The 26,053-nt window shown below is 70.5% G+C and carries 21 protein-coding genes and 1 pseudogene; 11 read left to right on the top strand and 11 right to left on the bottom strand.

Going from position 1 to position 26,053, the window contains the following annotated elements:
- Window positions 1-3: 3 nt before the first annotated feature.
- The 4 genes from QMO76_RS03300 to QMO76_RS03285 form a co-directional block, all read right to left on the bottom strand.
- Window positions 4-429: a hypothetical protein gene (locus QMO76_RS03300; RefSeq protein ID WP_306359622.1), complete on the bottom strand. Its 426-nt coding sequence runs from the start codon at window positions 427-429 to the stop codon at window positions 4-6.
- Entirely contained in the window at window positions 426-1,817 is a 1,392-nt protein-coding gene (locus QMO76_RS03295; RefSeq protein ID WP_306359621.1) for a molybdopterin-dependent oxidoreductase, read from the bottom strand. The genes QMO76_RS03300 and QMO76_RS03295 overlap by 4 nt, the downstream gene beginning before the upstream one ends.
- Window positions 1,814-2,512, bottom strand: a complete 699-nt coding sequence (locus tag QMO76_RS03290; RefSeq protein WP_306359620.1) for a DUF2064 domain-containing protein — start codon at window positions 2,510-2,512, stop codon at window positions 1,814-1,816. Before QMO76_RS03290 ends, QMO76_RS03295 begins: the two co-directional genes overlap by 4 nt.
- A 202-nt stretch (window positions 2,513-2,714) precedes the next feature.
- Window positions 2,715-3,380, bottom strand: a complete 666-nt coding sequence (locus tag QMO76_RS03285) for a glycosyltransferase family 2 protein (protein WP_306359619.1) — start codon at window positions 3,378-3,380, stop codon at window positions 2,715-2,717.
- Window positions 3,381-3,618: 238 nt separating this feature from the next.
- On the opposite strand from QMO76_RS03285, the pseudogene QMO76_RS35250 reads away from it, so the two are divergent.
- The 3 genes and pseudogenes from QMO76_RS35250 to QMO76_RS03270 form a co-directional block, all read left to right on the top strand.
- Window positions 3,619-4,602: pseudogene (locus QMO76_RS35250) on the top strand (hypothetical protein); the annotation flags it as partial.
- Window positions 4,603-5,192: 590 nt separating this feature from the next.
- Window positions 5,193-5,891, top strand: a complete 699-nt coding sequence (locus tag QMO76_RS03275) for a response regulator transcription factor (protein WP_306359617.1) — start codon at window positions 5,193-5,195, stop codon at window positions 5,889-5,891.
- Window positions 5,881-6,912, top strand: a complete 1,032-nt coding sequence (locus QMO76_RS03270; protein ID WP_306359616.1) for a sensor histidine kinase KdpD — start codon at window positions 5,881-5,883, stop codon at window positions 6,910-6,912. The genes QMO76_RS03275 and QMO76_RS03270 overlap by 11 nt, the downstream gene beginning before the upstream one ends.
- A 188-nt stretch (window positions 6,913-7,100) precedes the next feature.
- Here the strand turns inward: QMO76_RS03270 and QMO76_RS03265 are convergent, their stop codons facing one another.
- On the bottom strand, window positions 7,101-8,156 hold the full coding sequence (locus QMO76_RS03265) for an NAD(P)-dependent oxidoreductase (protein WP_306359615.1): 1,056 nt from the start codon (window positions 8,154-8,156) through the stop codon (window positions 7,101-7,103).
- 382 nt (window positions 8,157-8,538) lie between these two features.
- On the opposite strand from QMO76_RS03265, the gene QMO76_RS03260 reads away from it, so the two are divergent.
- Genes QMO76_RS03260 through QMO76_RS03250 form a run of 3 tightly spaced genes read left to right on the top strand, consistent with a single transcriptional unit; the run spans window position 8,539 to window position 10,642 of the window.
- Window positions 8,539-9,270: an ABC transporter ATP-binding protein gene (locus QMO76_RS03260; protein ID WP_306359614.1), complete on the top strand. Its 732-nt coding sequence runs from the start codon at window positions 8,539-8,541 to the stop codon at window positions 9,268-9,270.
- Window positions 9,267-10,043, top strand: a complete 777-nt coding sequence (locus tag QMO76_RS03255) for an ABC transporter permease (RefSeq protein ID WP_306359613.1) — start codon at window positions 9,267-9,269, stop codon at window positions 10,041-10,043. The genes QMO76_RS03260 and QMO76_RS03255 overlap by 4 nt, the downstream gene beginning before the upstream one ends.
- Window positions 10,040-10,642 carry a TetR family transcriptional regulator gene (locus tag QMO76_RS03250; RefSeq protein ID WP_306359612.1) on the top strand — a complete coding sequence of 201 codons (603 nt, stop codon included), beginning with the start codon at window positions 10,040-10,042 and terminating at the stop codon, window positions 10,640-10,642. The genes QMO76_RS03255 and QMO76_RS03250 overlap by 4 nt, the downstream gene beginning before the upstream one ends.
- Window positions 10,643-10,808: 166 nt before the next feature.
- Here the strand turns inward: QMO76_RS03250 and QMO76_RS03245 are convergent, their stop codons facing one another.
- The gene (locus QMO76_RS03245; protein ID WP_306359671.1) at window positions 10,809-11,021 is read right to left on the bottom strand and encodes a Trm112 family protein; all 213 of its coding nucleotides are present in this window, start codon (window positions 11,019-11,021) and stop codon (window positions 10,809-10,811) included.
- Window positions 11,022-11,043: 22 nt separating this feature from the next.
- Window positions 11,044-13,200 (bottom strand): hypothetical protein, encoded by a 2,157-nt coding sequence (locus tag QMO76_RS03240; RefSeq protein ID WP_306359670.1) that lies wholly within the window; start codon window positions 13,198-13,200, stop codon window positions 11,044-11,046.
- 289 nt (window positions 13,201-13,489) lie between these two features.
- On the opposite strand from QMO76_RS03240, the gene QMO76_RS03235 reads away from it, so the two are divergent.
- A complete protein-coding gene (locus QMO76_RS03235; protein ID WP_306359611.1) occupies window positions 13,490-14,581 on the top strand; it encodes a glycosyltransferase family 2 protein in 1,092 nt (363 codons plus the stop codon).
- A gap of 9 nt (window positions 14,582-14,590) precedes the next feature.
- Here QMO76_RS03235 and QMO76_RS03230 read toward each other — a convergent pair whose 3' ends face one another.
- The 3 genes from QMO76_RS03230 to QMO76_RS03220 all read right to left on the bottom strand — a co-directional run bounded on the left by QMO76_RS03230 (window position 14,591) and on the right by QMO76_RS03220 (window position 18,087).
- Window positions 14,591-15,190, bottom strand: coding sequence for a class I SAM-dependent methyltransferase (locus QMO76_RS03230; protein WP_306359610.1), 600 nt, complete (start codon window positions 15,188-15,190; stop codon window positions 14,591-14,593).
- Window positions 15,191-15,280: 90 nt separating this feature from the next.
- Entirely contained in the window at window positions 15,281-15,772 is a 492-nt protein-coding gene (locus QMO76_RS03225; RefSeq protein ID WP_306359609.1) for a GtrA family protein, read from the bottom strand.
- Window positions 15,769-18,087, bottom strand: coding sequence for a hypothetical protein (locus QMO76_RS03220; protein ID WP_372341888.1), 2,319 nt, complete (start codon window positions 18,085-18,087; stop codon window positions 15,769-15,771). Before QMO76_RS03220 ends, QMO76_RS03225 begins: the two co-directional genes overlap by 4 nt.
- A 259-nt stretch (window positions 18,088-18,346) precedes the next feature.
- Here QMO76_RS03220 and rffA point away from each other — a divergent pair, with 259 nt between their 5' ends.
- Window positions 18,347-19,486 (top strand): dTDP-4-amino-4,6-dideoxygalactose transaminase, encoded by a 1,140-nt coding sequence (rffA, locus tag QMO76_RS03215; protein WP_306359607.1) that lies wholly within the window; start codon window positions 18,347-18,349, stop codon window positions 19,484-19,486.
- A 40-nt stretch (window positions 19,487-19,526) separates the two neighbouring features.
- Here the strand turns inward: rffA and QMO76_RS03210 are convergent, their stop codons facing one another.
- Window positions 19,527-22,472, bottom strand: a complete 2,946-nt coding sequence (locus QMO76_RS03210) for an acyl-CoA synthetase (protein ID WP_306359606.1) — start codon at window positions 22,470-22,472, stop codon at window positions 19,527-19,529.
- 408 nt (window positions 22,473-22,880) lie between these two features.
- Between QMO76_RS03210 and QMO76_RS03205 the strand changes: the two genes are divergently transcribed.
- The 3 genes from QMO76_RS03205 (at window position 22,881) to idi (ending at window position 25,872) form a co-directional block, all read left to right on the top strand.
- Window positions 22,881-24,287, top strand: coding sequence for a family 2B encapsulin nanocompartment shell protein (locus tag QMO76_RS03205; RefSeq protein ID WP_306359605.1), 1,407 nt, complete (start codon window positions 22,881-22,883; stop codon window positions 24,285-24,287).
- Between the two features lie 137 nt (window positions 24,288-24,424).
- Complete coding sequence (locus QMO76_RS03200; RefSeq protein ID WP_306359604.1) at window positions 24,425-25,303, top strand: geranyl diphosphate 2-C-methyltransferase; 879 nt, start codon at window positions 24,425-24,427, stop codon at window positions 25,301-25,303.
- Window positions 25,300-25,872 (top strand): isopentenyl-diphosphate Delta-isomerase, encoded by a 573-nt coding sequence (gene idi, locus QMO76_RS03195; protein WP_306359603.1) that lies wholly within the window; start codon window positions 25,300-25,302, stop codon window positions 25,870-25,872. Before QMO76_RS03200 ends, idi begins: the two co-directional genes overlap by 4 nt.
- Window positions 25,873-26,053: the final 181 nt, after the last annotated feature.

Genomic DNA, 26,053 nt, shown 5'->3' with positions numbered 1-26,053 from the left:
TGGCTACCTTTCGAGAGTGCCGCGGTGCGCGCGGCCGCGGTGGACGGCGACCGTGGCCAGGGCGACCAGGGTCCAGACCGTGACGAGCGCTAGGCTCAGCCCGAGCAGATAGGGCCGATCGCGAATGGTGGGATTGTCGGCATTGGCGCCGCCGGGTGCGAGTACCGGTACGGCGATGAGCAGCAGGGTGACGGTGGCGACCGCACCACACGCGGCCGGAGCCCAGGCACGCGGCGGCAGCACCCGGCGGGCCGTGGTGCCGATGACCGCGCACAGGGGTGCGAAGACCGCGTCGTGGACGAGAATGCCGCCCGCGAACCAGAATACGATCGAGATGAGGTCGGTGCGGCTCATCGCCAGCAGATCGGTGATGCCCAGCGCCGCCAGCCACAGGCCGAGCAGCACGAGCAGGACGCGGATCGCGGTCACGGCAGCTCCTCGATGCGGGACAGCCATTTGGTCTGGAGGACGCCGGGGCGGTTGGGGGCGATGAGGCGGCACGGGTAGCCGTGGTCGAGGTTCAGGTCGGCACCGCCGATGCGGAGGGCGACGAGGGTGTCGGCGGCGATGACGTGCGGGCGCGGCAGCACCGAGACGCGGTAGATGCCGCTGTCCTCCAGCGAGGTGAATCGCACACCGCCGCCGCGGTATTCGCCGACCGCGGCGAGCAGGTCGCGCAGGCGCACCCCGGACCAGCGGGCGGTGGCGCTCCAGCCCTCCACGCATGTGATGGGGAGGTCGGCGTCATGCTGCGGCAGCCCCGCCAGTTCGGCCCGGGTGAAGGTGCGGCGGCGGTCGCCGACAGCGACGGTGAGGGTGTAGTCGGCCGCGGTGGCGCGCTGCTCCACGCCCGCCTCCAGGGCGGTGCGATTGATCGGAACTCCTTGGGGGCCTTGACCGCTGCGCGGGGCGAGGACGGCGATGCGGCGCAGGTACGGGACCGTCTGGCCCGCCGTCGACAGACCCGCCACCAGTGCGGCGACGGCGGCCGTACCCAGCAGTGTCCGACGTGAGATCCCGTGGCCCGCCGCGTTTTCGCTGTCGGCGGGTCGACGCAGGGCCGTTCGGATCACCGGCAGCTTCACCGCCAGGTGCACGGTGAGCGCGCCGACGGCGATATAGGCCATGGCGTAATGCGTGGTGGTGAAGAAGAACCGCCACGGGTAGTTCTGCGCGGTATTGAACAACCCGGTGACGAGCTGGAAGATCACCGAACCCACCAGCACCGCGATCGACACCCGCTCCAGGGCGCGCACCGGATCGCCCAGCAGCGGGCGGGCGAACAGGCGCGGATACACCGACCAGAGCTTGACCAGCAGCAGCGGAATGGCGACGACGCCGGATACGACGTGGGTGCCCTGGGTGACGCGGTAGAGCCAGACCGGATACGCGGGCCAGGCGAACCACTGCGGCGGATGCTGGATCCAGTGGCTCAGCAGGCCGGTGGCGAAGCAGACGAGTATCGCCGCGCCCAGGGCGATTCCGACCCGCGCGGCCACCTCCGGTCCGCGCGCGGGCGACACCCGGCGCGCGATGGCGGCGGGCAGCAGCGTCCCCCGCCCGCCCGCGACCGTGCTCGGCACCGCCGAACCGGCGGACGCGCTGTCCCCCACGCCCGCACCGGCAGCCGACGCCGCGGCACCCGCGGCATCGCCAACGCCCGGCGGTGTCGCCGCGGCTGGACGCGCACCGGTGGCCGCGCCACTCGGCGGCGGCTGCGCCGCGGCAGGCGGCGCGGTCGTTTCGGACGCGTGCGGGGCGATGTCGGGTGCCGGGATGTCGGGTGCCGGATCGTCCGGTGGTTCCGGGGTGGTCATGGGACGAGTTCCGGGTGGACCGCGCGGTGGTGGCGCATGGCCGTGGCGAAGCGGCCGTGTGCTCCGGCCGCGACCTGGAGGGCGTCGGCGTAGGTGTCGACATCGTTCAGCACGGGCAGTTCGTGGACGCGGTAGTGGCTGCGGTGCAGCATGTCTCGGGTCAGCTCGCCGGTGCGGGGGGTGGACATGGGCACCTCGGCGAGGGCGGGGGCGGCCCACGGGTCGGTCCAGCCCAGCGCCCACCAGCCGCCGTCGGCGGCGGGGCCGAAGACCGCGTCGGCGGGACCGGTGAGCTGGGCCGCCGCGCCGGTGAGCAGTTCCGGGGTGACCTGCGGGGTGTCCATGCCGATCTGCACGATGGGCAGGCCGAAGCAAGCCGCGTCGGCGTGGGCGTGCGCCAGGCGTTCGGCGAAACCGTCGCCGCGCTGCGGTACCACGGTGACATCGGCCAGCGCGCGGCCGATGTCGTCGGCCGCCTCGGCCGCCGTCAGGTCTCCCGTCCACGCGACCACCCGGTGCCGGACGGGGGCGGCGCGCATGGCGTCGAGGGTGTCCAGCAGGGCGGCGGCGGCCAGTCGCGCGCCCTCACGCGGCGTGAGCGGCGGGGTGAGACGGGTTTTGGCGAATCCCGCGATGGGGGCCTTCGCCACCACGAGCAGAGTGGCGGGCAGTGGTCCGGCGGTCGGTGCGGTCATCGAGTCCTCCTGCGGCCGTGGAATGCGGGCAGCGCGCCACAGGGCGCGAGTGGCAGCGTGCGGCGTGCGAGCCGCCGTCTGCGCGTCGGACTGCCCGCCCGGAGCACGGGGCCGTGCGGCGACTGTGGGCGCGCGTGTCGCGAGAGCCTCGGACCGCGCGGCGGGAGCGACAGAGTGCGTGGCGACAGCGGTGCGAGTGGTGTCATCGGACGCTCCAGAAATCGCGGATGGCGCGCAGGGTCCCGCGCACCGAGCCGGAGACCTTCGAGACGCCGTGGGTGCGGGGGCGGTAGGTGATATCGCGTTCGATGAGCGACCAGCCCGCTCCGGCCGCGGCCACCAGCAGTGCCAGCGGGTAACCGGAGCGCGGGTGCAGCGGGCCGAGGGCGAGCAGTCGGTCGCGGCGGGCGACGCGCATGGCCGCCACGTCGTGGACCGGCAGGCCGTAGCGGTGGCGCAGGCGGGCGGCCACCAGCACATTGCCCAGGCGGGCGTGCCAGGGCCAGGCGCCGCGGGCGGCGGGGCGGCGGCGGCCGACGACCATGTCGACCTCGGGTGCCAATTCGGCTACCAGCGTGGACAGCTCGCGGGGGTCCATGGAGCCGTCGCCGTCGAGGACGGCGACGATATCGGTGCGGGCGGACCGCACCCCGGCGTGCACGGCGCTGCCGTAGCCGGGGACGGATTCGGTGACGACGGTGGCCCCGGCGGTGCGGGCGACCGCGGCGGTGTCGTCGGTGGAACCGTTGTCCACCACGATCACCCGATAGCCCGCGGGGATTGCCGACAGTACGCCGGGTAGCGCACCGGCTTCATCGCGACACGGAATCACCACCGTGACGCAGGATTCCTCGTTCGATTCGGTCACGCCTAGACCGTAGGCCCGCGCGGGCCGGATGAACCCCAACACACCGATGACGAAAGTATGACGAGACCTGTGCGGATGCCCAGATCAAACGGTTGCCGGACGGTTGGCGGCCTAGGGTGGGTGCGTGCGGAAGACTGTCGTCATCGCTGCTGCCCGGCACCCGACGCGCCGGGCCGATCTCGGCTGGGCCCTGGCCGCGGCCGCCCTGGTGGCCGCGGCCATCATCGTCCCGCGAATCATGGGCAAACAATGGCGGGATCGGTTGTACGCCGGAGCCGCGCCACTGTTCGGCGAATGGCTGCCGCATATCGGCTGGGGCACCGGTCCGGTCATCGCCATCGCGGTGCTGGTGCTCGTGTACGGCCCCGGCCTCGCCGAACGCCTGTCCTGGCGGCGGCTGCTGGCCGCCACCTGGCTGACCGCGATCGCGTGGGCCGGTGCGCTCGCCCTGGTGGACGGCTGGCAGCGCGGCTTCGCGGGACGCCTCACCAGCCGCGACGAGTACCTGCACGAGGTCGGCGGGGTCACCGATATCGCGGCCATGCTGCGCGGATTCTCCGCGCGCATCCTGGATTTCCAGCCCGACTCCTGGACCACCCACGTCTCCGGACATCCGCCGGGGGCGCTGCTCGTCTTCGTCCTGCTGGACCGTCTCGGACTGAGCGGCGGCGGCTGGGCCGGGCTGCTGTGCGTGCTGGCCGGTTGTGGTGCGGCCGTGGCCATCCTGGTCACGCTGCGGGCGCTCGGCGCGGAGTGGCGCGCCCGCGCCGCGGCGCCGTTCCTGGCACTCGCCCCGGCGGCCGTCTGGCTGGCGGTGTCCGCGGACGCGCTGTTCGCGGGGGTCACCGCGTGGGCGGTGGCGCTGCTGGCGGTCGCGACCCGGCGCGGTGCGCGGTGGGTGCCGGCCGCGGTGGGATCCGGGCTGCTGTTCGGCTTCGGGCTCTACCTCAGCTACGGCCTGGTGCTGATGGCGGTGCCCGCCCTGGCGGTGCTCGCGGCGCGCGGGCTGCGACCCGTGCTCCCGGTGGTGGTCGGCATGCTGCTGGTGGTGGGCGCGTTCACGGCGGCCGGGTTCTGGTGGTTCGACGGTTACCACCTGGTGGTGGAGCGGTACTACCAGGGCATCGCCAGCGAGCGGCCGTACTCGTACTGGGTCTGGGGCAATCTCGCGGCCACGGTGTGCGCGGTCGGGCTGGCCTCGGTGGCCGCTCTGCACCGGGTCGCCCGCGAACTCCGTCCGTCCGCGCTGTGGCGAACGGCGGAAGCCTCCGCGAAACAGGCCGACGGCGCGGAGATGTCCCCGTCGGGGCCGCACCGGCACGACGATGGGGCTCCCGCTGCCGATCCCGTGCCGGAGGCGATCGCCGCGACACCGCGTTCGAGCGCGGCGAACGCCGCCGCACCGCAACCGAACACCGCGGCGCAGCCGCCGAGCGCATCGACGGCGAGTCTCCGCCGGGCGGCGTCATGGTCGGCCGCCGCGGACGAGCGCCCGGCGGCGAAGCGAGACGGCTCCGCTACCCGCAGACGACCGGCGGCCGTGCTCGGCGGTGCGCTGTCGGGGCTGCTGCGATGGCGGGCGATGGTCGATCCGGCGGCGCTCATGGCGGCCGCGGGGTTGGCGGCGTTGCTGCTGGCCGATCTCAGCGGGCTGAGCAAGGCCGAGACGGAACGGATCTGGCTGCCGTTCGGGCTGTGGGTGATCGCGGGGACCGCGCTGCTGCCGCGGCGGGATGTGCGGGCGTGGCTGGCCGTGCAGGCGGTCGGTGCACTGCTCGTCAACCATCTGGTACTCACGAATTGGTGACTGTCATGCGCATTCTGGTGGCCGATGATGATCCCGTGGTGCGGGAGGTGGTGCGGCGGTATCTGGAACGGGACGGACTGGAGGTCGTGGAGACGGCCGACGGTCCGCAGACCGCGGCGGTATTGGCGCGCAATGACATCGACCTCGCCATCCTCGATGTGATGATGCCGCCGCCGGACGGGATCGACCTGGTGCGCATGGTGCGCGGCGGACCGCATCCGGATACGCCGATCATCCTGCTCACCGCGCTCGGCGAGGAGGACGACCGGGTGCTCGGATTGCAGTCGGGCGCGGACGATTACGTGACCAAGCCGTTCAGCCCGCGCGAACTCGCCTTGCGCGTGGCCTCGGTGCTGCGGCGCGCCCGGCCCACTCCGAGCGCCGAGCAGGTGGTGCGCAGCGGGGAGATCGAACTGCGGCCCGCGGCCCGCGCCGTGCAGGTGGGTGGGGTGCCGGTGGAGTTGACCGCGCGCGAATTCGATCTGCTCACCTTTCTGCTGATCCATCCGCATCGGGTGTTCAGCCGCGACGAACTGCTCGCGGAGGTGTGGGGGTGGACCTTCGGTGACCTGTCCACCGTGACCGTGCACATCAAGCGGCTGCGCGCCAAACTCGGCGCGGCGCATCGCATCGACACCGTGTGGGGCCGCGGATACGCCTGGGGCCGCACCGAATCCGGTGAGGACGCGCCGCGTGCCGACTGATACGCCCGGCCTCATCGGCTACGCGCTCGCCGGATCGCTGCCGGTGGTCGTGGTCGGCGCACTGCTGCTGCGCTACACCCGCAATCGCGCCATGACCACGAGTATGGCCGTGCTGGTGTTGATTCCGACGTTGGCGACGCTCAGCGGCGTGGTCGCGGTGAGCGGGCTCATGTTCGACGACGCGCTGGCCCGCACCGCCACCGTGCTCGGGGTGGTCACGGCGGTGACGGTGCCCGCGGCCGTGCTGCTGGGGCGGGCGCAGGCGCGGGCCACGGTGTGGGAGAAGCAGATGCGCGAGCGGGAGCGGGCCGCGGAGCAGTCGCGGCGTGAGCTGATCGCGTGGGTGAGCCATGATCTGCGCACTCCGCTGGCGGGTATCCGGGCCATGGGTGAGGCGCTCGCCGACGGGGTGGTCGACGAGGGTGCGGAGGTGCGCCGGTACGCGGAGCGCATGGTGCGGGAGACCAATCGACTCTCCGCCATGGTGGACGACCTGTTCGAGATGTCGAAGATCAATGCCGGGGCGCTGCGGCTCACCCTGGAGCCGGTGGACCTGCGCGAGCTGATCGACGAGGTGCTGGCCGCCAACCAGCCGACCGCACAGCGCGCCGGAATCACCCTCACCGCACGTCAACCCGGGCACCGTATCGTGGTGGCGGGCAGCGACCGCGCCCTGACCCGGGTCCTCACCAATCTGGTCGCCAATGCCATCGCGCACACCCCACCCGGCGGCCGGATCGATATCGCGGCGGGCGCCTCCGACGGCCACGCCTGGACTCGCGTGGACGACACCGGCCCCGGCATCTCTCCCGTGGACCTGCCCCGCATCTTCGAAGCGGCCTACCGCGGCACCTCCGCCCGCTCCCCCGGCGCGGCCGAGCTGGGCAGCAGCAGCGGTATGGGCCTGGCCATCGCCGCCGGTCTGGTGGCGGCCCACGGCGGCGAGATCCACGCCGAGAACCGCGATCGCGGAGCCCGATTCGAGATCCGGCTGCCGCTGCTCGGCAACGGGGGGCAGTAGGCCGCGACGGCAGGGCGGGCCACTGTACGGACCCTGTTCCGCCGTCACAGCGAAGAATGCCCGCGACGGCCGAACCGTGCGGGGGTCCGTGGATACCGCGCCGAGGCCGCGAACCGACCGCGTGCGCACCTGCCGAGCGCGCGGCTCGCGGCTCGCGGCTCCGGGCTCACCGCACGGGAGCGCCGGGGTCACCAGGTGGGGGCACCGGCTCCCGGTGCCGGTCGCAGTGGGGCGGAGGCGAACTCGGTGAGGCCGAGGGTGGGGGTGACGGCGGCGGTGAAGTCGAGCATGCGGTGGGCGCGGGCGGGACTGGCGACGATGTGGCGGACGTCGCCGGGGCGGTAGTCGGCGGTGATCACCGGGGGTTTGCCGCCGTGGGCGGTGGCGAGGATCGCGGCCACCTCGCCGATGGTGACGGGGTGGCCGGAGGCGATGTTCAGCGGTACGAAGGCGTCCAGCGGGCGTTCGAGGGCGGCCAGGTTGGCGGCGGCGATATCGCGGACGTGCACGAAATCGCGGGCCTGGCGGCCGTCTTCGAAGACGCGGGGCGCCTCGCCCGCCTCCAGCGCCGAGCGGAAGATGGCCGCTACCCCGGAATACGGTGTATCCCTGGGCATTCCGTCACCGTAGACATTGTGGTAGCGCAGCGCCGTGACGGTGCAGCCGGTGGCGGTGGCCCATGCGGCGGCATAGTGCTCCTGCGCGAGTTTGCTCGCGGCGTAGAGGCTGCGTGGGCGCAGCGGGGCGTCCTCGTCGACCGGCGCCCAGGCCAGCGGTGCGCCGTCCGGGCCGAGCTGGTCGAAGCGGCCCTCGTCCAGATCCGCGCGGGTGCGGGGCGCGGGCTCGACGCGTTCGCCGCTCCGATCCACGTAGCTGCCCTCGCCGTACACCACCATGGACGAGGCCAGCACCAGGTGGCGGCACCGGGCCCGGTCCATGGCGGCCAGCAGGACGGCGGTGCCGAGATCATTGTGGCTGGCGTATGCGGGCGCGTCCTGCGCGCTGACGCCCGCGCCGACCACCGCGGCCTGATGGCAGACCGCGTCCACCCCGCGCAGCCGCGCGTCGAGCGCACCCGGATCGCGCACGTCCACCCGCTCGACGCCGGGTGGCGGCAGCGCCTCGGATCCGTGTGCGGCGGGCAGCATCAGATCCAGCGCGACCACCTCGTGCCCGGCGTCGGTGAGCGCGCGGTGGATGTGGGAACCGATGAAACCGGCCGCGCCGGTGAGCAATACACGCACGAATGTCCTCCGTCGATGTGGCTCGGCCCGGCACCGGAACACCGAGCGAGCGCGGGAATGTGGCCGCCCGGCGGCAACCCGGTCGAGCGTGCTGCGGGAACGCGCACGGTGGCCGTGGGCGCGGGTGTGACCGCTGATTCGGCGCAGTCCGGCACGCTCGACAGCCATCTGCACGATTGTGGTGCTTGTGCCCCTCCTTCGCCGCCGGACAGGCCGCCGACACGCGGTCCGTCAGCGTTTCGTCATCTCCGACCGCGCCGAACCGGTGTCGACCGCGCCGGTGCGGGCGGGTGGTTCCGAATCGGATCTTGCCCGCACGCCACATCCGGTGCAGAATTCATCACGTAGTGAATTCAACACTTGATGAATTGCAGGTGGCCCCATGACGGCACCCGATACCGCACCCGCCATCGACGTCGACGCCCTGTGCGTCGTGCGAGGTGGGCGGCGGGTACTCCACGACATCACGCTGACCGTGCCGCGCGGTCGCATCACCGGACTGCTCGGCCCCTCGGGCTGCGGAAAGACCACACTCATGCGCGGCATCGTCGGCACCCAGATCGTCGAATCGGGGACGGTGCGGGTGCTGGGTGAAGCGGCCGGATCGCGAGGGCTGCGCTCGCGGGTCGGCTATGTCACGCAGGCCCCGAGCATCTACGACGATCTCACCGTCACCGACAATGTCTCGTATTTCGCCGCGCTGTACGGCGCTTCGCGCGCTCAGGTGGCCGAGGCCATCGGCGCGGTGGGTTTGACCGATCATGCCGGGCAGCGCGGCAACCAGCTCTCCGGCGGGCAGCGCACCCGCACCTCGCTGGCCTGCGCCCTGGTGGCCGATCCGGAGGTGCTGATTCTCGACGAACCCACCGTCGGCCTGGATCCCGTACTGCGCGTGGAACTCTGGAAGGAATTCCACGCCCTGGCCGAGCAGGGCCGCACGCTGCTGGTCTCCAGCCATGTGATGGACGAGGCCGCGCACTGCGATCAACTGCTGCTCATGCGCGAGGGTCACCTGCTGGCCCAGCTCAGTCCCGACGAACTGCGCGCCGATACCGGCGAATCCAGTTTGGAGAACGCGTTTCTCGCCCTCATCGAGATGGGAGGACGGTCGTGACCACCCGCACCGGTCCCCGCCCGCTGGCCTGCTATGCGGCCACCACCGCGCGCATCCTGAAACAGCTGCGCGCCGACCATCGCACCGTGGCCATGCTGCTGCTGGTTCCGGCACTGCTGCTGACCCTGCTGTACTTCGTGTACCAGGATTCACCGACACCGCCGGGCGCGCCGCGGGTGTTCGATCGGGTCGGCATCAGCATGCTCGGCATTCTGCCGTTCATCGTCATGTTCCTGATCACGGCCATCGCCATGCAGCGTGAACGCAGCTCGGGCACCCTGGAACGGCTCATGACCACACCGCTGGCCAAGCTGGATCTGCTGGCCGGATACGGCTCGGCGTTCTCCCTGGCCGCGGGTGCGCAGGCGGGCGTCGCCTGCCTGGTGTCGTTCTGGCTGCTGGATCTGCGCGCCGCGGGCAGCGTCTGGCTGGTGCTGCTCATCGCGATCGTCGACGCCGTGCTCGGGGTGGCGCTCGGCCTGCTGGCCAGTGCCTTCGCGCGCACCGAATTCCAGGCCGTACAGTTCATGCCCGTGATCGTCGGGCCCCAGTTCTTCCTGTGCGGCCTGCTGGTGCCGCGTGAGCAGCTGCCCGACTGGCTGGAGGCGATCAGCGATGTGCTGCCGTTGAGCTACGCGGTGTCGGCGCTGCAAGAGGTGTCGAACAATCCCGGGGCCACCGGCGCGATGTGGCGGGATCTGCTCGTGGTGGCGCTGTTCGCCGCCGCCGCACTGGGTCTCGGCGCGGCGACGCTACGCCGGCGAACCGCGTGACGGAGCGCGGCGGACGCGGCGGGCGGCGGCCCGGTCGATCCGGCACCCGGGAGGCGATTCTCGACGCTGCCCGGGTGCGTTTCGCGGAGGTGGGATTCGACCGGGCGTCGATACGCTCCATCGCCGGCGCCGCCGGGGTGGATCCGGCGCTCGTGCACCACTACTTCGGCACCAAGCGGCAATTGCTCACGGCCGCATTGGATATCCCGGCCGACCCGAGCATCGTCACGGGGGCCATCGCGGCCGCGCCGCTGGATCGGTTGGGCGACACCATCGTCCGCACGGTGGTCGGCATCTGGGATTCGCCCATCGGCGTGCGGGCCGTGGCCGCCTTCCGCAGTATGCTGGGCGGCGGCGATCCGGCGCTGGCGCGGACCTTCCTGCTCGAGGTGGCGCTGAAAGACGTTCGCGCCCGGGTGGACTCACCCCCGGGCACTGGGACACAGCGGGTGGTGCTGGCCGCCTCGCAGCTCATCGGCGTGCTGGTGGCGCGCAAGATCCTCGAGGTCGAACCGCTCGCCTCCATGTCCGTGGACGAGCTGGCCGCCCAGGTGGGGCCGACGCTCCAGCGCTACCTGACCGGCGACCTGGCGACTTGACGGCTCCGAGCAGCAGGACCGCGGCGTGCCTCGATCCCCGGGGCCTCGGCGACCCAGCTGTCGAGGCGCACCATCATGCGCCGATTCGACGCCCCGGACGACGCTGTTATTCCGTGCCGCGATCCCCAGCTCCGGACCGGCCCCCGTACCCCGGCCGACGGACCCGTCAGTCCTGGAGGACGAACGCGGTGTGCTCCTCGTCCGACACCTCGCGGGCCTCGTCGACGAGCAGGACCGGGATGCCGTTGTCGACCGGGTACGCGCGGCGCAGGCGCGGGTTGTAGAGCACCGCGGCCCCCTGGTCGTCGTGGACCAGCAGCAGCGGGCCCTTGTCCTGCGGGCAGGCCAGCAGGCTGAGCAGGGTCGAGTCCAAGGTGATGTCCTCCGGCATGACCGATAACCTACCGGGCCGTCGCCGCGCGCTCACCGTCCGGTGCGGGCGGCGACGCGTCCTCGCCGTCGGTGCGCCTGACGCGCAGGTACCACCACTGCGATACCGCCAGGCCGAGCACTCCGGCCGCACCGGTGGCCAGCCCGATCTTCCAGCCCGGCGGACGCCAGGTCAGCACCAGTTCGGCGGAGTCCGTCCCGGCCGGAACATTCACCGCCACGAAGGATTTGGCGACGGTGGTGATCGGCACCGGCCGCCCGTCGAGGGTGGCGCGGTAGCCCGGCCAGCCGAGACGGGCGAACACCACCTGCCCGCCGCGCGCCGAGGACACCCGCACCCGGCTGGTGGTGTCGGTCTCCGCCACCGAGGCCGCGGTGACGTCGCGGGTGGCCGAGACGCGGCCGTTCGCGGTCGAGACGAGCCCGTCCTCGCGTTCCAGCACCCAGATGTAGCGGTCCCCGGGCCGATCCGCCCACCGCCACCCCGGCGGGGCGGCCTGCGCGCGCACCTCGGGGAACAGCGCCCGCTGCAAGACCACCCGGTCCAGCTTCATCAGGTCCACCGGCGGGCGGCCGGTGCTCGGCTCCGGCGCGAAGAGCCGCCGATACGCGTCCGGGCAGACACTGGAATCCCACCGCATGCAGAGCAGTTCGCCGAAGTAGAAGTGCCCGGTCGGGGTGTACCCGTTGACGTAGTCCAGTTCGAGCGATTTGGCGTAGTTGCCGAAGACCAGCGACCCGTACGCCCCGTCCAGGCTCTTGTCCTCCGGCCGCACGAGCGCGCGATCGGCGAGCTGAATGGTGGTGCCAGGGAAGTCCGGGAAGACCCGCGCCGCGTCCGACCGGTTCGTCGGCATGTTGTACGACATGGGTGTCGGCTGCGCGGCGCTCACCTGCCAGTACGCGATCGGGAACATGGCGACCACGACGGCCGTACACGCCGCCGCGCTCCCCCGCGTCCGCGCCAGCCACACCACCGCCGCCCCCGCCGCCACGATCACCGCCACCGACACCACGTGCCGCACCACATTGTGCGGATCGGCCGAGAACGAGCGCACCCACAGCGCCAGGATCAGCACCCCGGCCGCCACACTCCGCGCCCGCCACCGCGCCACCGTCCCGAATCGCCCGAGCAGCACGCACACCAGCACCAGCAGCGCGATGGCGATCATGGGCAGCACCCGGGCGGGCCAGCGCAGCGGACCGATGGTGCCGGGTCCGGCCGCCCACAGCAGCATGGTGAGCGCGAACAGCCCGGCGGAGACGAGGTCCCGCCAGTGTTCGCGCGCCGCCCGCCAGTCCACGAACGCCAGCGCCGGAATCAGGAACCAGGCGATATAGGTGACCGGCATCGGCTGCACGTATCCCCACCAGGAGGGGAAGGCAGGCAGGGTGGAGGGCAGGCTGGCGTTCAGCGATTCCGACCACGGCACCGTGAGGAACTGGTCGTTCACGACCTGGGCGGATCCCCGCCAGGTCACCTTGGCCGACAGCATGGAGGGCAGGAAGACCACCAGCCCGGCCAGCCCGGCGCACCCGCTCACCGCCGCCAGCCGTGCCACCGGCCACCAGGCCCGCCGCGACACCAGCTCACCCGCCGCCACCGCGCCCAGCATGAGCGCGGCCTCGATGGCCGGGAAGATGTACTGCGTCGAAATGGTCAGGTAGAGAAAGACGAAGACCGGTATCGGCCCGCTGTCTCCCCGGGTGTACCGCACCGCCGATGCCCACGCGTGCACCAGCCACGCGGTGCCGGTGAGCGCCGTCATCCAGCTGGCCTCGTCGAAGAACAGGAAGAATCCCGACAGCGGGAAGGCCACGCCCGCCACCGCCGCCCACGCCGGCCGGGCGCCGTAGACCAGGCAGATGCGGTACACGCCCAGCGCCGCGATGATCGAGAAGACCAGTTTGACCAGCGTGGCGTACAGCGCCATATTGTCGAAGGACGGCGCGAGCAGGTCGATGAGCAGCTGCGGCGGATTGAACAGCCCCGCATCGTCCATGGTGTTGTTGCCCGACATCCACTGCTCGGGCCACAGCACCGGGAACTCCCCCGCGCGCAGCGCCCGCCCCAGCCCCACCCACAGGCCGGTGTACTGGGATTCGGTGTCGTCGGTGTAGAAGTGCCGGGCATTGGCCAGCAGCACCGCCGCATAGCCGAGCAGCACGCCCACCACGGTGGCCGCGCCCCAGCGCAATACCGCTCGGCGGGAATCGGATTCGCCCGCGCCGCGGCCCGGTTCGGGGGCGACCCCGTCGGCGGGCACCGTCGAGACTGCACTGCTCGTCACGAGTTCCCCACCCTACCGGGAGTCACGGTTCTCGGCAGGCGCGCGACCGCGCGGCCGATATCCCGGACGGTGTCGGGCACCGTGTTAGAGTGCTCGCGGCTCGGGCTCCAGCCATTCCTCGAGGAGTACCGGCACGCGTACCGATCATCGAAAGTCGATTCAGCTGATGCCGATTCCCTCCCGACGCATGTACCACTCCGATATCGAGACCGACGCGGAGCATCCGATCCGGCCCGGTGTCGACCGGCCGCACGCGGTCTCGGTCGTGGTTCCGGTGTACCGCGGTGAGCACACCATCGCCGCGCTGGTCACCGAGCTGCACGCGCTGACCGAGGCCACCACGACGCCGGGCGGCGTCCCGTTCGCGGTCTCCGAGATCATTCTGGTGCACGATCACGGTCCGGACCGCTCCGACGTGGTCATACAGGAGCTGCGTGCCGCCTACCCCGAGGTGCGCGCCGTCTGGCTGAGCCGCAATTTCGGACAGGACGCGGCGACCATCGCCGGGATGTCGGCGGCGGGTGGCGACTGGATCGTCACCATGGACGAGGACGGTCAGCACGATCCGGCGTTCATCGGCGCGTTCCTGGACGCCGCGCTGGAGCGGCGCGCCGACCTGATCTACTCCAAACCGACGAACACCCGCCCGCACGGCTTCCTGCGCAATCTCACCTCGCGCGGCGCGAAACTGGTGCTGGCCACCGTCTTCGCCTTCCCGGATTCCACCCGCTTCGAAAGCTACCGGCTCATCCGCGGCGATATCGGCCGCCAGCTCGCCGATGTCGCCTCCAATGGCGTGTACCTGGACGTGGCGCTGACCTGGGTGGTCGGGACGGTCGCCCAGGTGCCGGTGACGCTGCGCGCGGAGGGCCGCGAGGAATCCGGGTACGACTATCGCCGCCTGTTCTCGCTGTTCTGGAAGATGGTGCTGTGCAGCGGAACCCGCGGCCTGCGCCTGGTGAGCATGCTGGGCGTCACCCTGGCGCTGGCCGGGGTGGCGCTGGCCGCGGTCGTGGTGTTCCAGGTGCTCACCCGCGAGAACTGGGCCCCCGAGGGTTGGGCGTCCACCATCGTGGTGCTGCTGCTGTGCTCGGGCGCGATCCTGTTCTCCCTCGGCCTGATCGCCGAATACCTGGGCGTGGCGCTGCACATCCTGGTGGGCAAACCGCTGTATCTGACCGTGGATTCGCCGACGCCGCGACCCGATGCCGCGCGCACCGCGGCCGTGAACCGCGAGGTCGAGCACGTCGGGGGCTGACCATCCGCCTCAGGGCCGCAGCAGGTAGAGCTTCTCCCGTCCGCCCGCGATGAGGCGGCGCTCCTCGACGTGTTCGGGGAAGCCGCGGAAGAGTTCGTCGAGGGTTTCCTCGTCGAAGCGCAGCGGCCGGGTGCCGTCTCCGGCGTCGGTGAGGCGTCCGCCGAGCCCGGCCATGGCGCGATGGCGGCTGCTGGTCAGATTCCGCACCGGTTCGGCGATGATCACCCGTTCCCGCGCGGCGTCGAGCATGCGGTCCAGGACCGGTTCCGGGTCGGGCAGGAAGTGGTAGAGGCTGCCCTGCATGATGACGTGGTCGGCGGCGGGCAGCGGGGTGTCCTCGCGCAGATTCCATACCTGTCCGCTGCCGCCCGCGCGGATCAGCCGGGTGATGAAACGCTCGTTGAGGTCGAGTCCGGTGTAGCGCACCGACTTCTTCCGCAGGTGCCGGGTGTAGAGGGTGGCCGGACCGCAGCACAGATCGAGCACCTCGGCGTGCTCGGGAACCAGGGCGGCGATGGCGCGATAGCGCGCGGCGTAGTGTCGGCCGTACAACCCGCGCATGAGCAGTTCGTAGACGGTTCCGTGCCGGTAGATGAAGCTGGTACTCACGTCGATCCTGAACAGTTGGCGGACAACGGCTTCCGTTGAACGCACTATGCCACCTGTCCGGTTCCTCCGCCTTTCCGTGTGGCGGGCGTCTCAGTGTGAGCGGCGGAACGAGATGTGCCGGTGCCCGAAGAAGCTGGCGACGGCGACCAGGCCCATCACCACCACGGCCGCGGGCTTCTCCGGACAGTGCAGGACCGACACCGCCACCTGGAGCAGCAGCAGGTTCAGCGCCAGCCCACCGGAATTGACGCCGACGAAGGCCACGAAGTCGCGCAGGGCGTGCCCGTGCACCCGGAAGACCAGGGTGCGGTGCAGCGTGAAGGCCACCACGATGCTGACGGCGTAGGCCAGCGCGGGGGCCAGCGCCACCGCGGCCGCCTTGGCGACGTGGCCCTCCAGCACGGTCAGCCAGCACACCGTGAGCGCCATCCCGAGCACCGTGTTGAAGCCGCCCACCAGCGCGAACGCGACCTCCTGCCGCCGTACCAGGCGCAGCAGCAGCCCGGGCGGCGCGGCCGCGGCGGGCTCGGCGGCGGTGCCGGAGTCCACCGTCAGCTCGGGCGAGTAGTCGGCGGTGCTCACGAAACCGAGCCTGCCAGTTCGCGTTCCGATTCCCCGGAGGACTCGCCGGGCGAATCCGGTGTGTCCGCGCGCCGCGACCGCACGTAGAGCCACTGCAGCACCGCGACTCCGAACACTCCGGCGGCACCGGTGGCCATGCCGATCTTCCAGCCCGGCGGCCGCCAGGTGAGCACCAGTTCCGCGTCCCGGGTGCCCGCCGGGATATCCACGGCCACAAAGGAGTTCGCGACCGTAGTGAAGGAGATGTCCTGTCCGTTCAGGGTGACGCGGTAGCCGGGCCAGCCCAGCCGGGCGAAGACCACGCGGCCGCCGTCGTCGGAGGTCACCCGGACCCGGCTGGTGGCATCGGTCTCCGCGGTCGAGGTCGCGGTGACGTCGCGGGCGTCGGCGACGCGGCCGTTCAGTCCCGAGACGGGGCCGCCGTCGCGCTCCAGCACCGAGATCCACTGGTCGTGGCCCGGGTAGTCCACCCAGTGCCACCCTTGCGGGGCGGGTTGAGTGCGGGCGTCGGGGAACATGGCCCGTTGCAGGATCACCCGGTCCAGCAGCATGAGGTCCACGACGGTGCGGCCGGTGGTCGGTTCGGGGGCGAACAGGCGGCGGTAGGCGTCCGGGCAGGTGCTGCCGTCCCAGCGCATGCACAGCATTTCACCGAAGTAGAAGTGCCCGTTGGGGGTGTAGCCCTGGACGTAGTTCAGCTCCAGGTCCTTGGCGTAGTTGCCGAAGACCAGGGAACCGTAGGCGCGGTCGAGCGATTTGTCCGGCGGGCCGATCAGACCGCGGTCGCCGAGCTGGATATTGCGGCCCTCGAAATCCGGGAACGCCGCCATCGCCTGCTGCCGGTCGGCGGGCAGATTCCAGGACATGAGATTCGGCTGCACCGCGCGCACCTGGAAGAACGCTATGGGGAACATGGCGGCGATGGTCAGCAGGCAGGCCGCCGCGATACCGCGGGTGCGGCCCACCGCGACCACGGCCGCGGTCAGCGCCGCGACCACCACCGCCGCGAGCACGTGCCAGCCGATGCGGTGCGGATCGGCGGAGAAGGTGCGCACCCACAGCAGCAGGATCAGCACCCCGGCCGCGACGGCGCGCCCGCGCCAGTCGCGGACCGTGCCGAACCGGCCCAGCAGCACGCACACCAGCACCAGCAGTCCGACGGCCAGCATGGGCAGTACGCGGGCGGGCCAGCGCAGCGGTCCGATGGTGCCCGGACCGGCGGTCCACATCAGCGCCATCACGGCGAACAGCCCGATGGAGATGAAATCCCGCCAGTGCTCGCGCGCCCGCCGCCAGTCCACGAAGGCCAGCGCCGGAATCAGGAACCAGGCGATATAGGTCATGGGCAGCGGCTGCACATAGCCCCACCACGAGCTGAACGCCGGATAGGCGCTGGGCAGACTGGCGTTCAGCGATTCCGACCAGGGCACCGTGAGGAACTGGTCGTTATTGATCTGCGCCGTGCCGCGCCAGCTCACCTTGGCCGACAGCATGGACGGCAGATACGTCAACAGCCCCGCAAGCCCGGCGCACGTCGCGACCAGTGCCAGTCGCGACACCGGCCCCCAGGAGCGAGCAGCGGTGCTCAGCAATTCCGACCACGGCGGGCGGAGGAGGTCGTACCCGACCCGTGTCGTGCCGCGGCGCGAGGTGATCGACAGCAGCCCGTCCACCGTCACGCGCAACGCCGACAGGATCAGGCGCTGCACCGGCCGCCAACCGTGGTGGCGGACGATTTCGCCCACGGCGACGGCGACGAGCATGAGCGCGGATTCGACCGCGGGGAAGACGTACTGCACCGAAATCGCCAGGTACAGGAAGACGAATACGGGAATCGGCCCGCCCTTCCCCCGCACATAGCGCACCGCCGACGCCCACGCGTGCAGCATGTACGCGGTGCCGGTGAGCGAGGTCATCCAGCTGGCGGTGTCGAAGAACAGGAAGAAGCCGGAGAACGGGAAGGCGACGCCCGCGACCGCCGCCCATTCCGGGCGCGCGCCGTAGACCAGGCAGACGCGGTACACGCCCAAGCCCGCGAGGATGGAGAACAGCAGTTTGACAATGGTGGCGTACACGGCGAGATTCGGCACCGAGGGCGCGATCAGGTCGATCAGCAGCTGCGGCGGGTTGAACAGGCCCGCCTCCTCCATGGTGTAGTTGCCCGACATCCACTGGTCGGGAACCATCGCCGGGAAGGTGCCCTCGCGCAGGGCGCGGCCGAGCATCACCCACAGTGGGGCGTACTGGGATTCGGTGTCATCGGTGTAGAAGTGGCGCGCGTCGGCCAACAGCACCGCCGCATAGCCGAGCACCACGCCGATCGAGGTGACGAACCCCCACCGGAACACCGCACGCCGCGTACCGAGAACTCCACTGTCCACCACGAGTTCCAGACCCTACAGGCAGGCCCCGGGAATTTTCACCGCACCCGCGCGCGGGCCGCGCGTTCGTCGGCGGCGATGCCGATTCCCGGCCGCCACACCGTGTTAGAGTTCGACGCTCGGGCTCTGCCGTTCGGCATGCGGTCGGACGATACGGGCCGTCGCCGACCGCCACGAGGGGGACCGAACTCCGGTGAGCACCGAACGCATCATCTTCAGCCGCCCGTTCCGGGCGAGCCGGGAGCTGGCGAATCTGGAAGCCGTGCTCGACTCGGACCACAGCCACGGCGACGGCCGGTTCACCGCGGCGGCCACCGCCAAACTGGCGGCCATCACCGGGACCCCGCACGTTCTGCTCACCACCTCGTGCACCCATGCCCTGGAAATGGCCGGGCTGCTGCTGGAACTCGGACCGGACGACGAGGTGATCGTCCCCAGTTTCGCCTTCACCTCCACCGCCACCGCCATGGCGCTGCGCGGGGCGACGGTGGTGTTCGCCGATATCGACTCCGCCACCGGCAATCTGGATCCGGACGCGGTGGCGGCCGTGGTCACCGAGCGCACCAAGGCCGTCGTGGTCATCCACTACGGCGGCGTGGGCGCGGAGATGGACCGGCTGCTGGACCTGGCGGCCACCCACGGCTTCGCCGTCATCGAGGACAACGCGCACGGGCTCGGCGGCACCTGGCGGGGGCGGTCGCTGGGAACGATCGGCACGGTCGGCGCGCTCAGCTTCCACGACACGAAGAACGTGCACTGCGGTGAGGGCGGCGCGGTGCTGCTCACCGACGACATCCTGATGGCGCGGGCGGAGATCATCCGGGAGAAGGGCACCGACCGGGCGCGGTTCCTGCGCGGCGCGGTGGACAAGTACTCCTGGCAGGACATCGGCTCCAGCTATCTGCCCAGCGAACTCAATGCCGCGGTGCTGGACGCGCAGCTGGCCGAGTTCGACACCATCCAGGCCAACCGGCACCGGGTGTGGGACGCCTACGCCGCCGGGCTGTCGGGCTGGGCGCGCCGCAACGATATTCGCCTGATGACCGTGCCCGCCGACCGCGAGCACACCGCGCACCTGTACTACCTGCGGGTCCCCACCGAGGACCGGCGCGACGACCTCATCCGCCACCTCGCCGAGCGCGGCATCGTGGCCCCGTTCCACTACGTGCCCCTGGACTCCAGCCCGGCCGGACTGAAACTGGGCCGCACCCCGGTGCCCTGTGTGCGCAGCGCCGAATTCTCCGCCACCGTGGTGCGCCTACCGCTGTGGCCGGGCCTGTCCGACGAGCAGGTGCGGCGCGTGATCGAGGAGGTCACGGCCTTCACGGTGTAGCCGCGCGGCGGGGCCGAGCGGCTGCACCGCACTGTCGGGTTCACTCGTAGAGGCGCTGCGCCAACTCCGCGGTCAGCACCTCGTACCGGTCGGATTCCCGGTTGTACCACCAGGTCCGGTCGCCGGGCCGCGGGCGGCCCTGGGCCTGCACCGCGCGGGTGGAGGGGCGGAAGGTGGAGCTGCGCGGGATCTCGTCGACCACGTAGACGAGATCGGGGCGCTGGTCCGGGGGCAGGGCGCGCAGCGCCTCGCCGACGTCCTCGGCCTCGAGGCGGTAGCCCGACCGGACGCTGAGCGCGGCCACCGCCAGGGTGCGGTCGCCGACCGGAAGTCCGTAGGCCACTTCCATATCGACGGCCGTGATGTCGTTGAGGACATCGACGATCGGATGGGTGTAGACCGGTCCGCGCGGGGTGTGGATGACGGTGTCGCGCCGGTCCATCAGCCAGTAGTCGCCGTCGCTGTCGCGGCGGAAGAGGTTCTCCGTCGGCATCCAGGCGTCGCCGGGCGCGAACACCCCGCGCAGCCCGCCCCGGGAGAGGTCCACCGAATCGGAGGCGGTGCCGATGAGCAGACCCACCTCGTTGTCGGCGCAGCGCCGCGCGAAACCCGAATCCTCGACCAGGATCTCGTCGGTCATGGGGTCGTAGGCGATGAGTTCGACCTTGGCGGTGCCGGGCACCGGCCGCCCCTTGGAGCCGATCTTCTGCCCGGACACGTTCGCCAGCACCACATCGCCTTCGATGGAGGCGTAGAACTCCAGCACCCGTGCGGGGGCGAAGCGCTCCTGGGTGCGCCGCCACAGCCCGGCGGGCATGCCCGAACCGATGAACAGGCGGATGGGGTGCGAGTGCCCGTTGGGGAAGGTGTCGGCGTCGAGGATGTCGCGCAGCATGGTCCAGGTGTAGGTGACGACGGTGACGCCGTAGCGGTGCACCTCCTCGGCGAACCGCGCCGGATCCAGCGACCGGGCCAGCGCGATCCTGCTGCCGCCCGCGATGGCACCGCCCAGACTCACCAGCAGTCCGGACGAATGGTGCAGCGGCGCGAGGCAGTACACGGTGTCGCGGCGATCCAGATCGGCCGCGGTGGCGGTGCCGAAGGCCGACAGCGCCCAGCGGTGGTTGGTGATGTACTTGACGTCGAAACGGTCGCCGGTCCCCGTCACCAGGACGAAGGCCAACTCACGCGCCAGGCCCGGATTCGGCCGGTACCAGCCGGGCAGGGCGACCTCGGCCGGATCGATCTGCTCCATGTCCACCACGTCGCCGCCGAGCGGGATGTCCAGGCCGCGGCTCTCGCCGCCGCCCAGCACCAGCGTGCGCAGCCCGGTCGCCGCGGCGTCGCGCAGATTCTCCGGATCGGCGATGAGCAGTCTGGTGTCGGTGAGCGCCACGGCCTGCGCGAGTTCACTGCCCGGTGCGAGCAATACGGCCACCGCGCCGAGTCGCGACAGCGCCGCGATGGCCACCAGGGCGCTGGGCCGGGTCTCCATGACCACGCCGACCCGGGTGGCCGGGCGCACGCCCACCGAGACGAGTCCGCGCACCACATTGTCGATGCGGGTGTTCACCGCGGCATTGGTGTGCACGCGGTCGTCGAAGAGGAAGCATTCGCGCTGCGGCGCGCGCCGTGTCTGCTCGTCCATCAGACGACCCAGCGAGATGCGGGTGTGCGGCTGGATCATGCCGAGGCGGGTCAGGCGCGGCAGGGCGCGCGCCGCCTCCCCGGTGAGCTCCACCGAGCCGCGCAGCGAATTGCTCGCCACGGTCTCGAGCGTCTTGCCGATACTGGTGCCGGCCTCGGCCAAAGTGGCGGCGGCGTGCACCATCCTGGTGAGGGTCGAACGCTGTCCGTTGCGCGCCACGTGCTCGGCCATGGGCGAGATATCCGCGGGGAGTTCGCCGTGCCCGTCCGCCCAGCGCACCCAGTCGCGCACCAGCGGCCAGGTGCGGGTGGTGGCGGTGCTGCCGGCGACCAGCCCGAAATGCCCGGCCACCAGCGACGCCTCGTACACCTCGGCATTGGGGGCGGCGCGCTTGATGCCGCGCACGGCGGCGGGCTGGCCGATATCGTCGACCTCGCCGACGAAGGCCAGGATCGGGCATTCGATATCCGCCAGCGAGATGGGCTGGTCGCGAATGACGAAGCCGCCCAGCATCATCCGATTGTGCTGGACGAACTGCTCGAGCAGGTCGGAGAGCGCCGGACCCGGGTAGCCGAGCCAGCCCTCGGCCTCCAGGAAGCGACGCTGCCGCTCCTTGGGCAGCAGTGCCTCGCGGTTGTGCAGCTGACGCAGGAAGTCCAGGCGCGCCCGCGCCGTCTTCACCGGATCGAGGGCCTGGAAGCCCAGCCGCACCATGGAATCGGTGATGGGCAGTCGGGTGAGCACATGGTCGGCGAGGAACTGCGCGACATCGGCTGCCAGCCCGTGCGGCAGTCCCAGCGGCATCCCGGCCACGATGTCGACCGGGCTGCCGAAGGTGACGATGCTGTCGACGTCCTTCCCACCGCGGTAGGCGGTGGCCTGGTAGGCGAACATGCCGCCCTGCGAGTAGCCCATGAGATGCACCGCGCGCCCGGTGATCTCGGCGACGGTGTCGATGGCGGCGCTCACGGCCAGCACATGGTCGGCCAGGTCCCGCTGCCAGCCACCCTCTTCCACCGCCGGAGAGCCGAAATCCACGACCCAGCAGTCGATTCCGGCGGCGTCGAGAATCCCCACCGCACCGTCGGCGGCGTTCACGTCCCACAGTTCGGCGCTCACCATGAGCGGCGGCACCAGCACCGCGACCGGGCGGCCGGGCGCGCTGGTGTCGGGGAAATAATGGCGCAGGCGATACATGCGCTTCCGCTCGACGACCTCGTACGGCGACGATTCGATGTCGTGAGCCAGCCCCCCGAACCGGATCACCTCGAGCCCGTTCTGCGCGGTGGCGACCAGCCGCTGCACGGGCCCCACGACGGACTTCGTATTGAATTTCACGACTTCTCCCAGACGTACCTCGACGTGACCTGCGTCACCCGCCCCAACGCGTTCAGACGAGCTTGTCACATGGTCAGCCTACTTCGTGGGCGCTGTGAGCAGCGCCATGCCACCTCCGGCGCGTCCTACACAAGCGAAGGAATACCCGCTCCGGAAGTATCCCGGTCGGTATTCATGCGATAGCGTCGAAATTGCGACACACGTCATGAGACTGCGGGCACAGGATTATTCCCGCATTCCGCTGCGACTCGCCGAGTCGTCGATCTACCATCGAATTGCTGGATCGCACTGTCGCGCATGTCATTTCACTCAAACCGACACATTCGCGGGCATACACGGCCCGCTATATCGCCGTGATCATCACCGGCCGCCGCGCCCAGGCGGCAATTCGAGGGTGAGGACTTCAGCATGACCATAGAAATGCCCGTCCAGGCCGAGACCAACGGCCGGAAGAGTCTCAGCACCGGCGCCGCCCACCGGTTGGCGCACACCACCAAATCCGAACCCCAGATGCAGGGCATCAGCTCGCGCTGGCTCACCCGATCACTGCCGTGGGTGCAGGTGAAGGGCGGTATCTACCGGGTCAACCGGCGGCTGACCTACACCGTCGGCAATGGTGAGGTGGAATTCCTCATCGACGGCGGCAAGGCGCGCGTCATTCCGCTGGAATTGACCGAAATGCCGCAATTGCATGGTTTCAATGACGAGGAGATCCTCGGCGCCATGGCGCGCCGCTTCGAACAGCGCGATCTCGAACCCGATACGGTCATCGCCGAATTCGGCAACCCCGTGGACCAACTGCTGCTGATCGTGCACGGCAAGATCGCCAAACTCGGCACCGGCGAGTTCGGTGAACACACCAAGGTCGGAATGCTGTCCGGCGGAGACTATTTCGGCGATCGAATGCTGACCGATCCGAATGCCATCTGGCCGGTCACCATCAAGACCGTCACACCCGTCACGCTGTTGGCACTGCCCCGCTCCGCCTTCGAGGAACTGCTCGACAACGCACCGCCGCTGCGGGATCGGCTCGATGCCGTGGCCGCCGCGGCGCAACACCCGCAGAACAAATACGGTGAGGCCGAAATCCGGGTTTCCTCCGGGCATTCCGGTGAACCACTGCTCGACGGCACCTTCGTCGATTACGACACCTCGCCGCGCGAATACGAGCTGAGCCTGGCGCAGACGGTGCTGCGGGTGCACACCCGAGTCGCGGACCTGTTCAACGACCCGATGGATCAGGTCGAACAGCAGTTGCGGCTGACCATCCAGGCCCTCTACGAGCGTCGCGAAAACGATCTGGTCAACAATCCGGAATTCGGGCTGCTGCACAACTGCGATCTCAAGCAGCGCATCTACACCGAATCCGGGCCGCCGACGCCCGACGATATGGACGAACTGCTGTCCATGCGGCGCAGCACCAGACTGTTCCTGGCACACCCCAAGGCCATCGCGGCCTTCGGTCGGGAGTGCAGCAAGCGCGGTATCTATCCGGATCCGGTGGAGGTCGACGGGCACCGGGTGCCCGCATGGCGAGGGGTGCCGATCTTCCCGTGCGGAAAGATCCCGGTCAGCGACACGCAGACCACCTCGATTCTCGCCATGCGCACCGGGGAGAAGGACCAGGGCGTCATCGGCCTGCACCAGACCGGGATTCCGGACGAGTACGAGCCGAGTCTGAATGTGCGCTTCAAGGGCATCGACGACCAGTCGCTCATCTCCTACCTGGTGAGCTGCTACTACTCGGCGGCGGTCCTGGTGCCCGACGCCCTCGGTGTTCTCGACAACGTGTTGGTCGCCCGACAGACCGACTGACCGGCAGCGCGCATCGGCCCGGAGCCGAACTTTCCCGCAGACAGCGCCGCCAGTTCGACAGCGCGTCCGCCCAGGCGGCGGACGCGTCCTCCCCGTGCGCCCAGCGCACGCAGTTTCCACCGAGAGGATGATCTGCCATGACCATGCTCCATCACGACGCCGAGGACAGCCCGGTCCTGCGCACCGATTTCCAGCGGTCGGTCGCCGCCTACTGGAACAACAACCCCAATGACGATCGGGTGAACACCAAGCTCGGCGAGGTCGACGGGCTGTACCACCACCACTACGGGGTCGGCGAGCCGGACTGGTCGGTCATCGAGGGGCCCGAGGAGACCCGTCAGGAACGCCTCGTCCGGGAACTGCACCGGCTCGAGACGGCGCAGGCCGATCTACTGCTCGACCACCTCGGCGACGTGCGGCCCGGCGACCGGCTCATGGACGGCGGATCCGGGCGGGGCGGCACCAGCTTCATGGCCAATCAGCGCTTCGGCTGCACCGTGGACGGGGTGACGATCTCCGAGTACCAGGCCGGATTCGCCAATGACCAGGCGCGCGAGCGCGGCGTCGCCGACAAGGTGCGATTCCACTTCGCCAATATGCTGCACACCGGCTTCGAGGCCGGGTCCATGCGCGGTATCTGGACCAATGAGACCACCATGTACGTGGACCTGTTCGAGCTGTTCGCGGAATTCGCGCGGCTGCTCGAACCCGGCGGGCGCTATGTGGTGATCACCGGCTGCTCCAACGATGTGACCGGCGGGCGCTCGGCCTCGGTGAGCTGGATCGACGCCCACTACGGGTGCAATATCCATCCCCGCAGCGAGTACTTCAAGGCGCTCGCCGCCAACAATCTGGTGCCCATCGCGGTCACCGACCTCACGCCCGCCACCATTCCGTACTGGGATCTGCGCACCCATTCGGAGCTGGCCACCGGGGTGGAGAAGCCGTTCCTCACCGCCTACCGGGACGGCAGCTTCCAGTACCTGCTGATCGCCGCCGATAAGGTGGGTAGGTGACCCTCGAATCCCCCGGCCTCGGCGCGGCCACCGATCGCGAAGCCCTGCCCGTCGAACTCGTCGACGAGCACGGCCGGGCGATCGGGGCCTGCCCCGTGGCGGAGGCGCATACCGCACCGGGACGACTGCACCGTGCGTTCTCGGTCATGCTCTTCGACGCCTCCGGGCGGATGCTCGTGCAGCAGCGGGCCGCGGTGAAGACCCGCTTCCCGCTGCTGTGGACCAATAGCTGCTGCGGCCACCCCGCCCCCGGGCAGCCGGTGGTCGAGGCGGCGGCGGTGCGGTTGCACGAGGAGCTGGGGGTGGCGGCAGATCTCACCGAGGTGGGCACCTTCACCTATCAGGCGACCGACCCTGGAACCGGGCGCGTCGAATACGAGTACGACCACGTGCTCATCGGCCGACTCGACGGCTTTGCGCCGCAACCGAATCCGGACGAGGTGGAGAACCTCGCCTGGCTGCGCCCGGACCGTCTCCGCACCGCGCTCGCCCACTCCCCCGAGACCCACACCCCGTGGCTGGCGCGGGTGCTGGACATCGCGGACCACGCGTTCCGAGCGCGGGGGTAGGCCACCCGTCAGCCGAATCCGCTTCCGCCACGAGCGGCGACGGAAATCGGCTGACACCGCGAACGGGGACGGAATCCGGCTGACACCACGGGCGGCCACGAAATCCAGCTGACATCGCAGGCACGCACGGAATCCAGCTGACACCACGGGCAGACACCGAACCCGGCTGACACCACGGGCA

Origin of the sequence: Nocardia sp. CC227C (assembly GCF_030767025.1) — a bacterium.
GTDB lineage: Bacteria > Actinomycetota > Actinomycetes > Mycobacteriales > Mycobacteriaceae > Nocardia.
This window is presented reverse-complemented; position numbering and strand designations above follow the sequence as displayed.

What these genes read in the sequence shown, in the direction of transcription:
- QMO76_RS03205 (WP_306359605.1), top strand. Translation starts at nt 22,881, where the DNA reads ATGACCATAGAAATGCCCGTCCAGGCCGAGACCAACGGCCGGAAGAGT.
- QMO76_RS03235 (WP_306359611.1), top strand. Translation starts at nt 13,490, where the DNA reads ATGCCGATTCCCTCCCGACGCATGTACCACTCCGATATCGAGACCGAC.
- QMO76_RS03275 (WP_306359617.1), top strand. Translation starts at nt 5,193, where the DNA reads ATGCGCATTCTGGTGGCCGATGATGATCCCGTGGTGCGGGAGGTGGTG.
- QMO76_RS03290 (WP_306359620.1), bottom strand. Translation starts at nt 2,512, where the DNA reads ATGACCGCACCGACCGCCGGACCACTGCCCGCCACTCTGCTCGTGGTG.
- QMO76_RS03200 (WP_306359604.1), top strand. Translation starts at nt 24,425, where the DNA reads ATGACCATGCTCCATCACGACGCCGAGGACAGCCCGGTCCTGCGCACC.
- QMO76_RS03260 (WP_306359614.1), top strand. Translation starts at nt 8,539, where the DNA reads ATGACGGCACCCGATACCGCACCCGCCATCGACGTCGACGCCCTGTGC.
- QMO76_RS03295 (WP_306359621.1), bottom strand. Translation starts at nt 1,817, where the DNA reads ATGACCACCCCGGAACCACCGGACGATCCGGCACCCGACATCCCGGCA.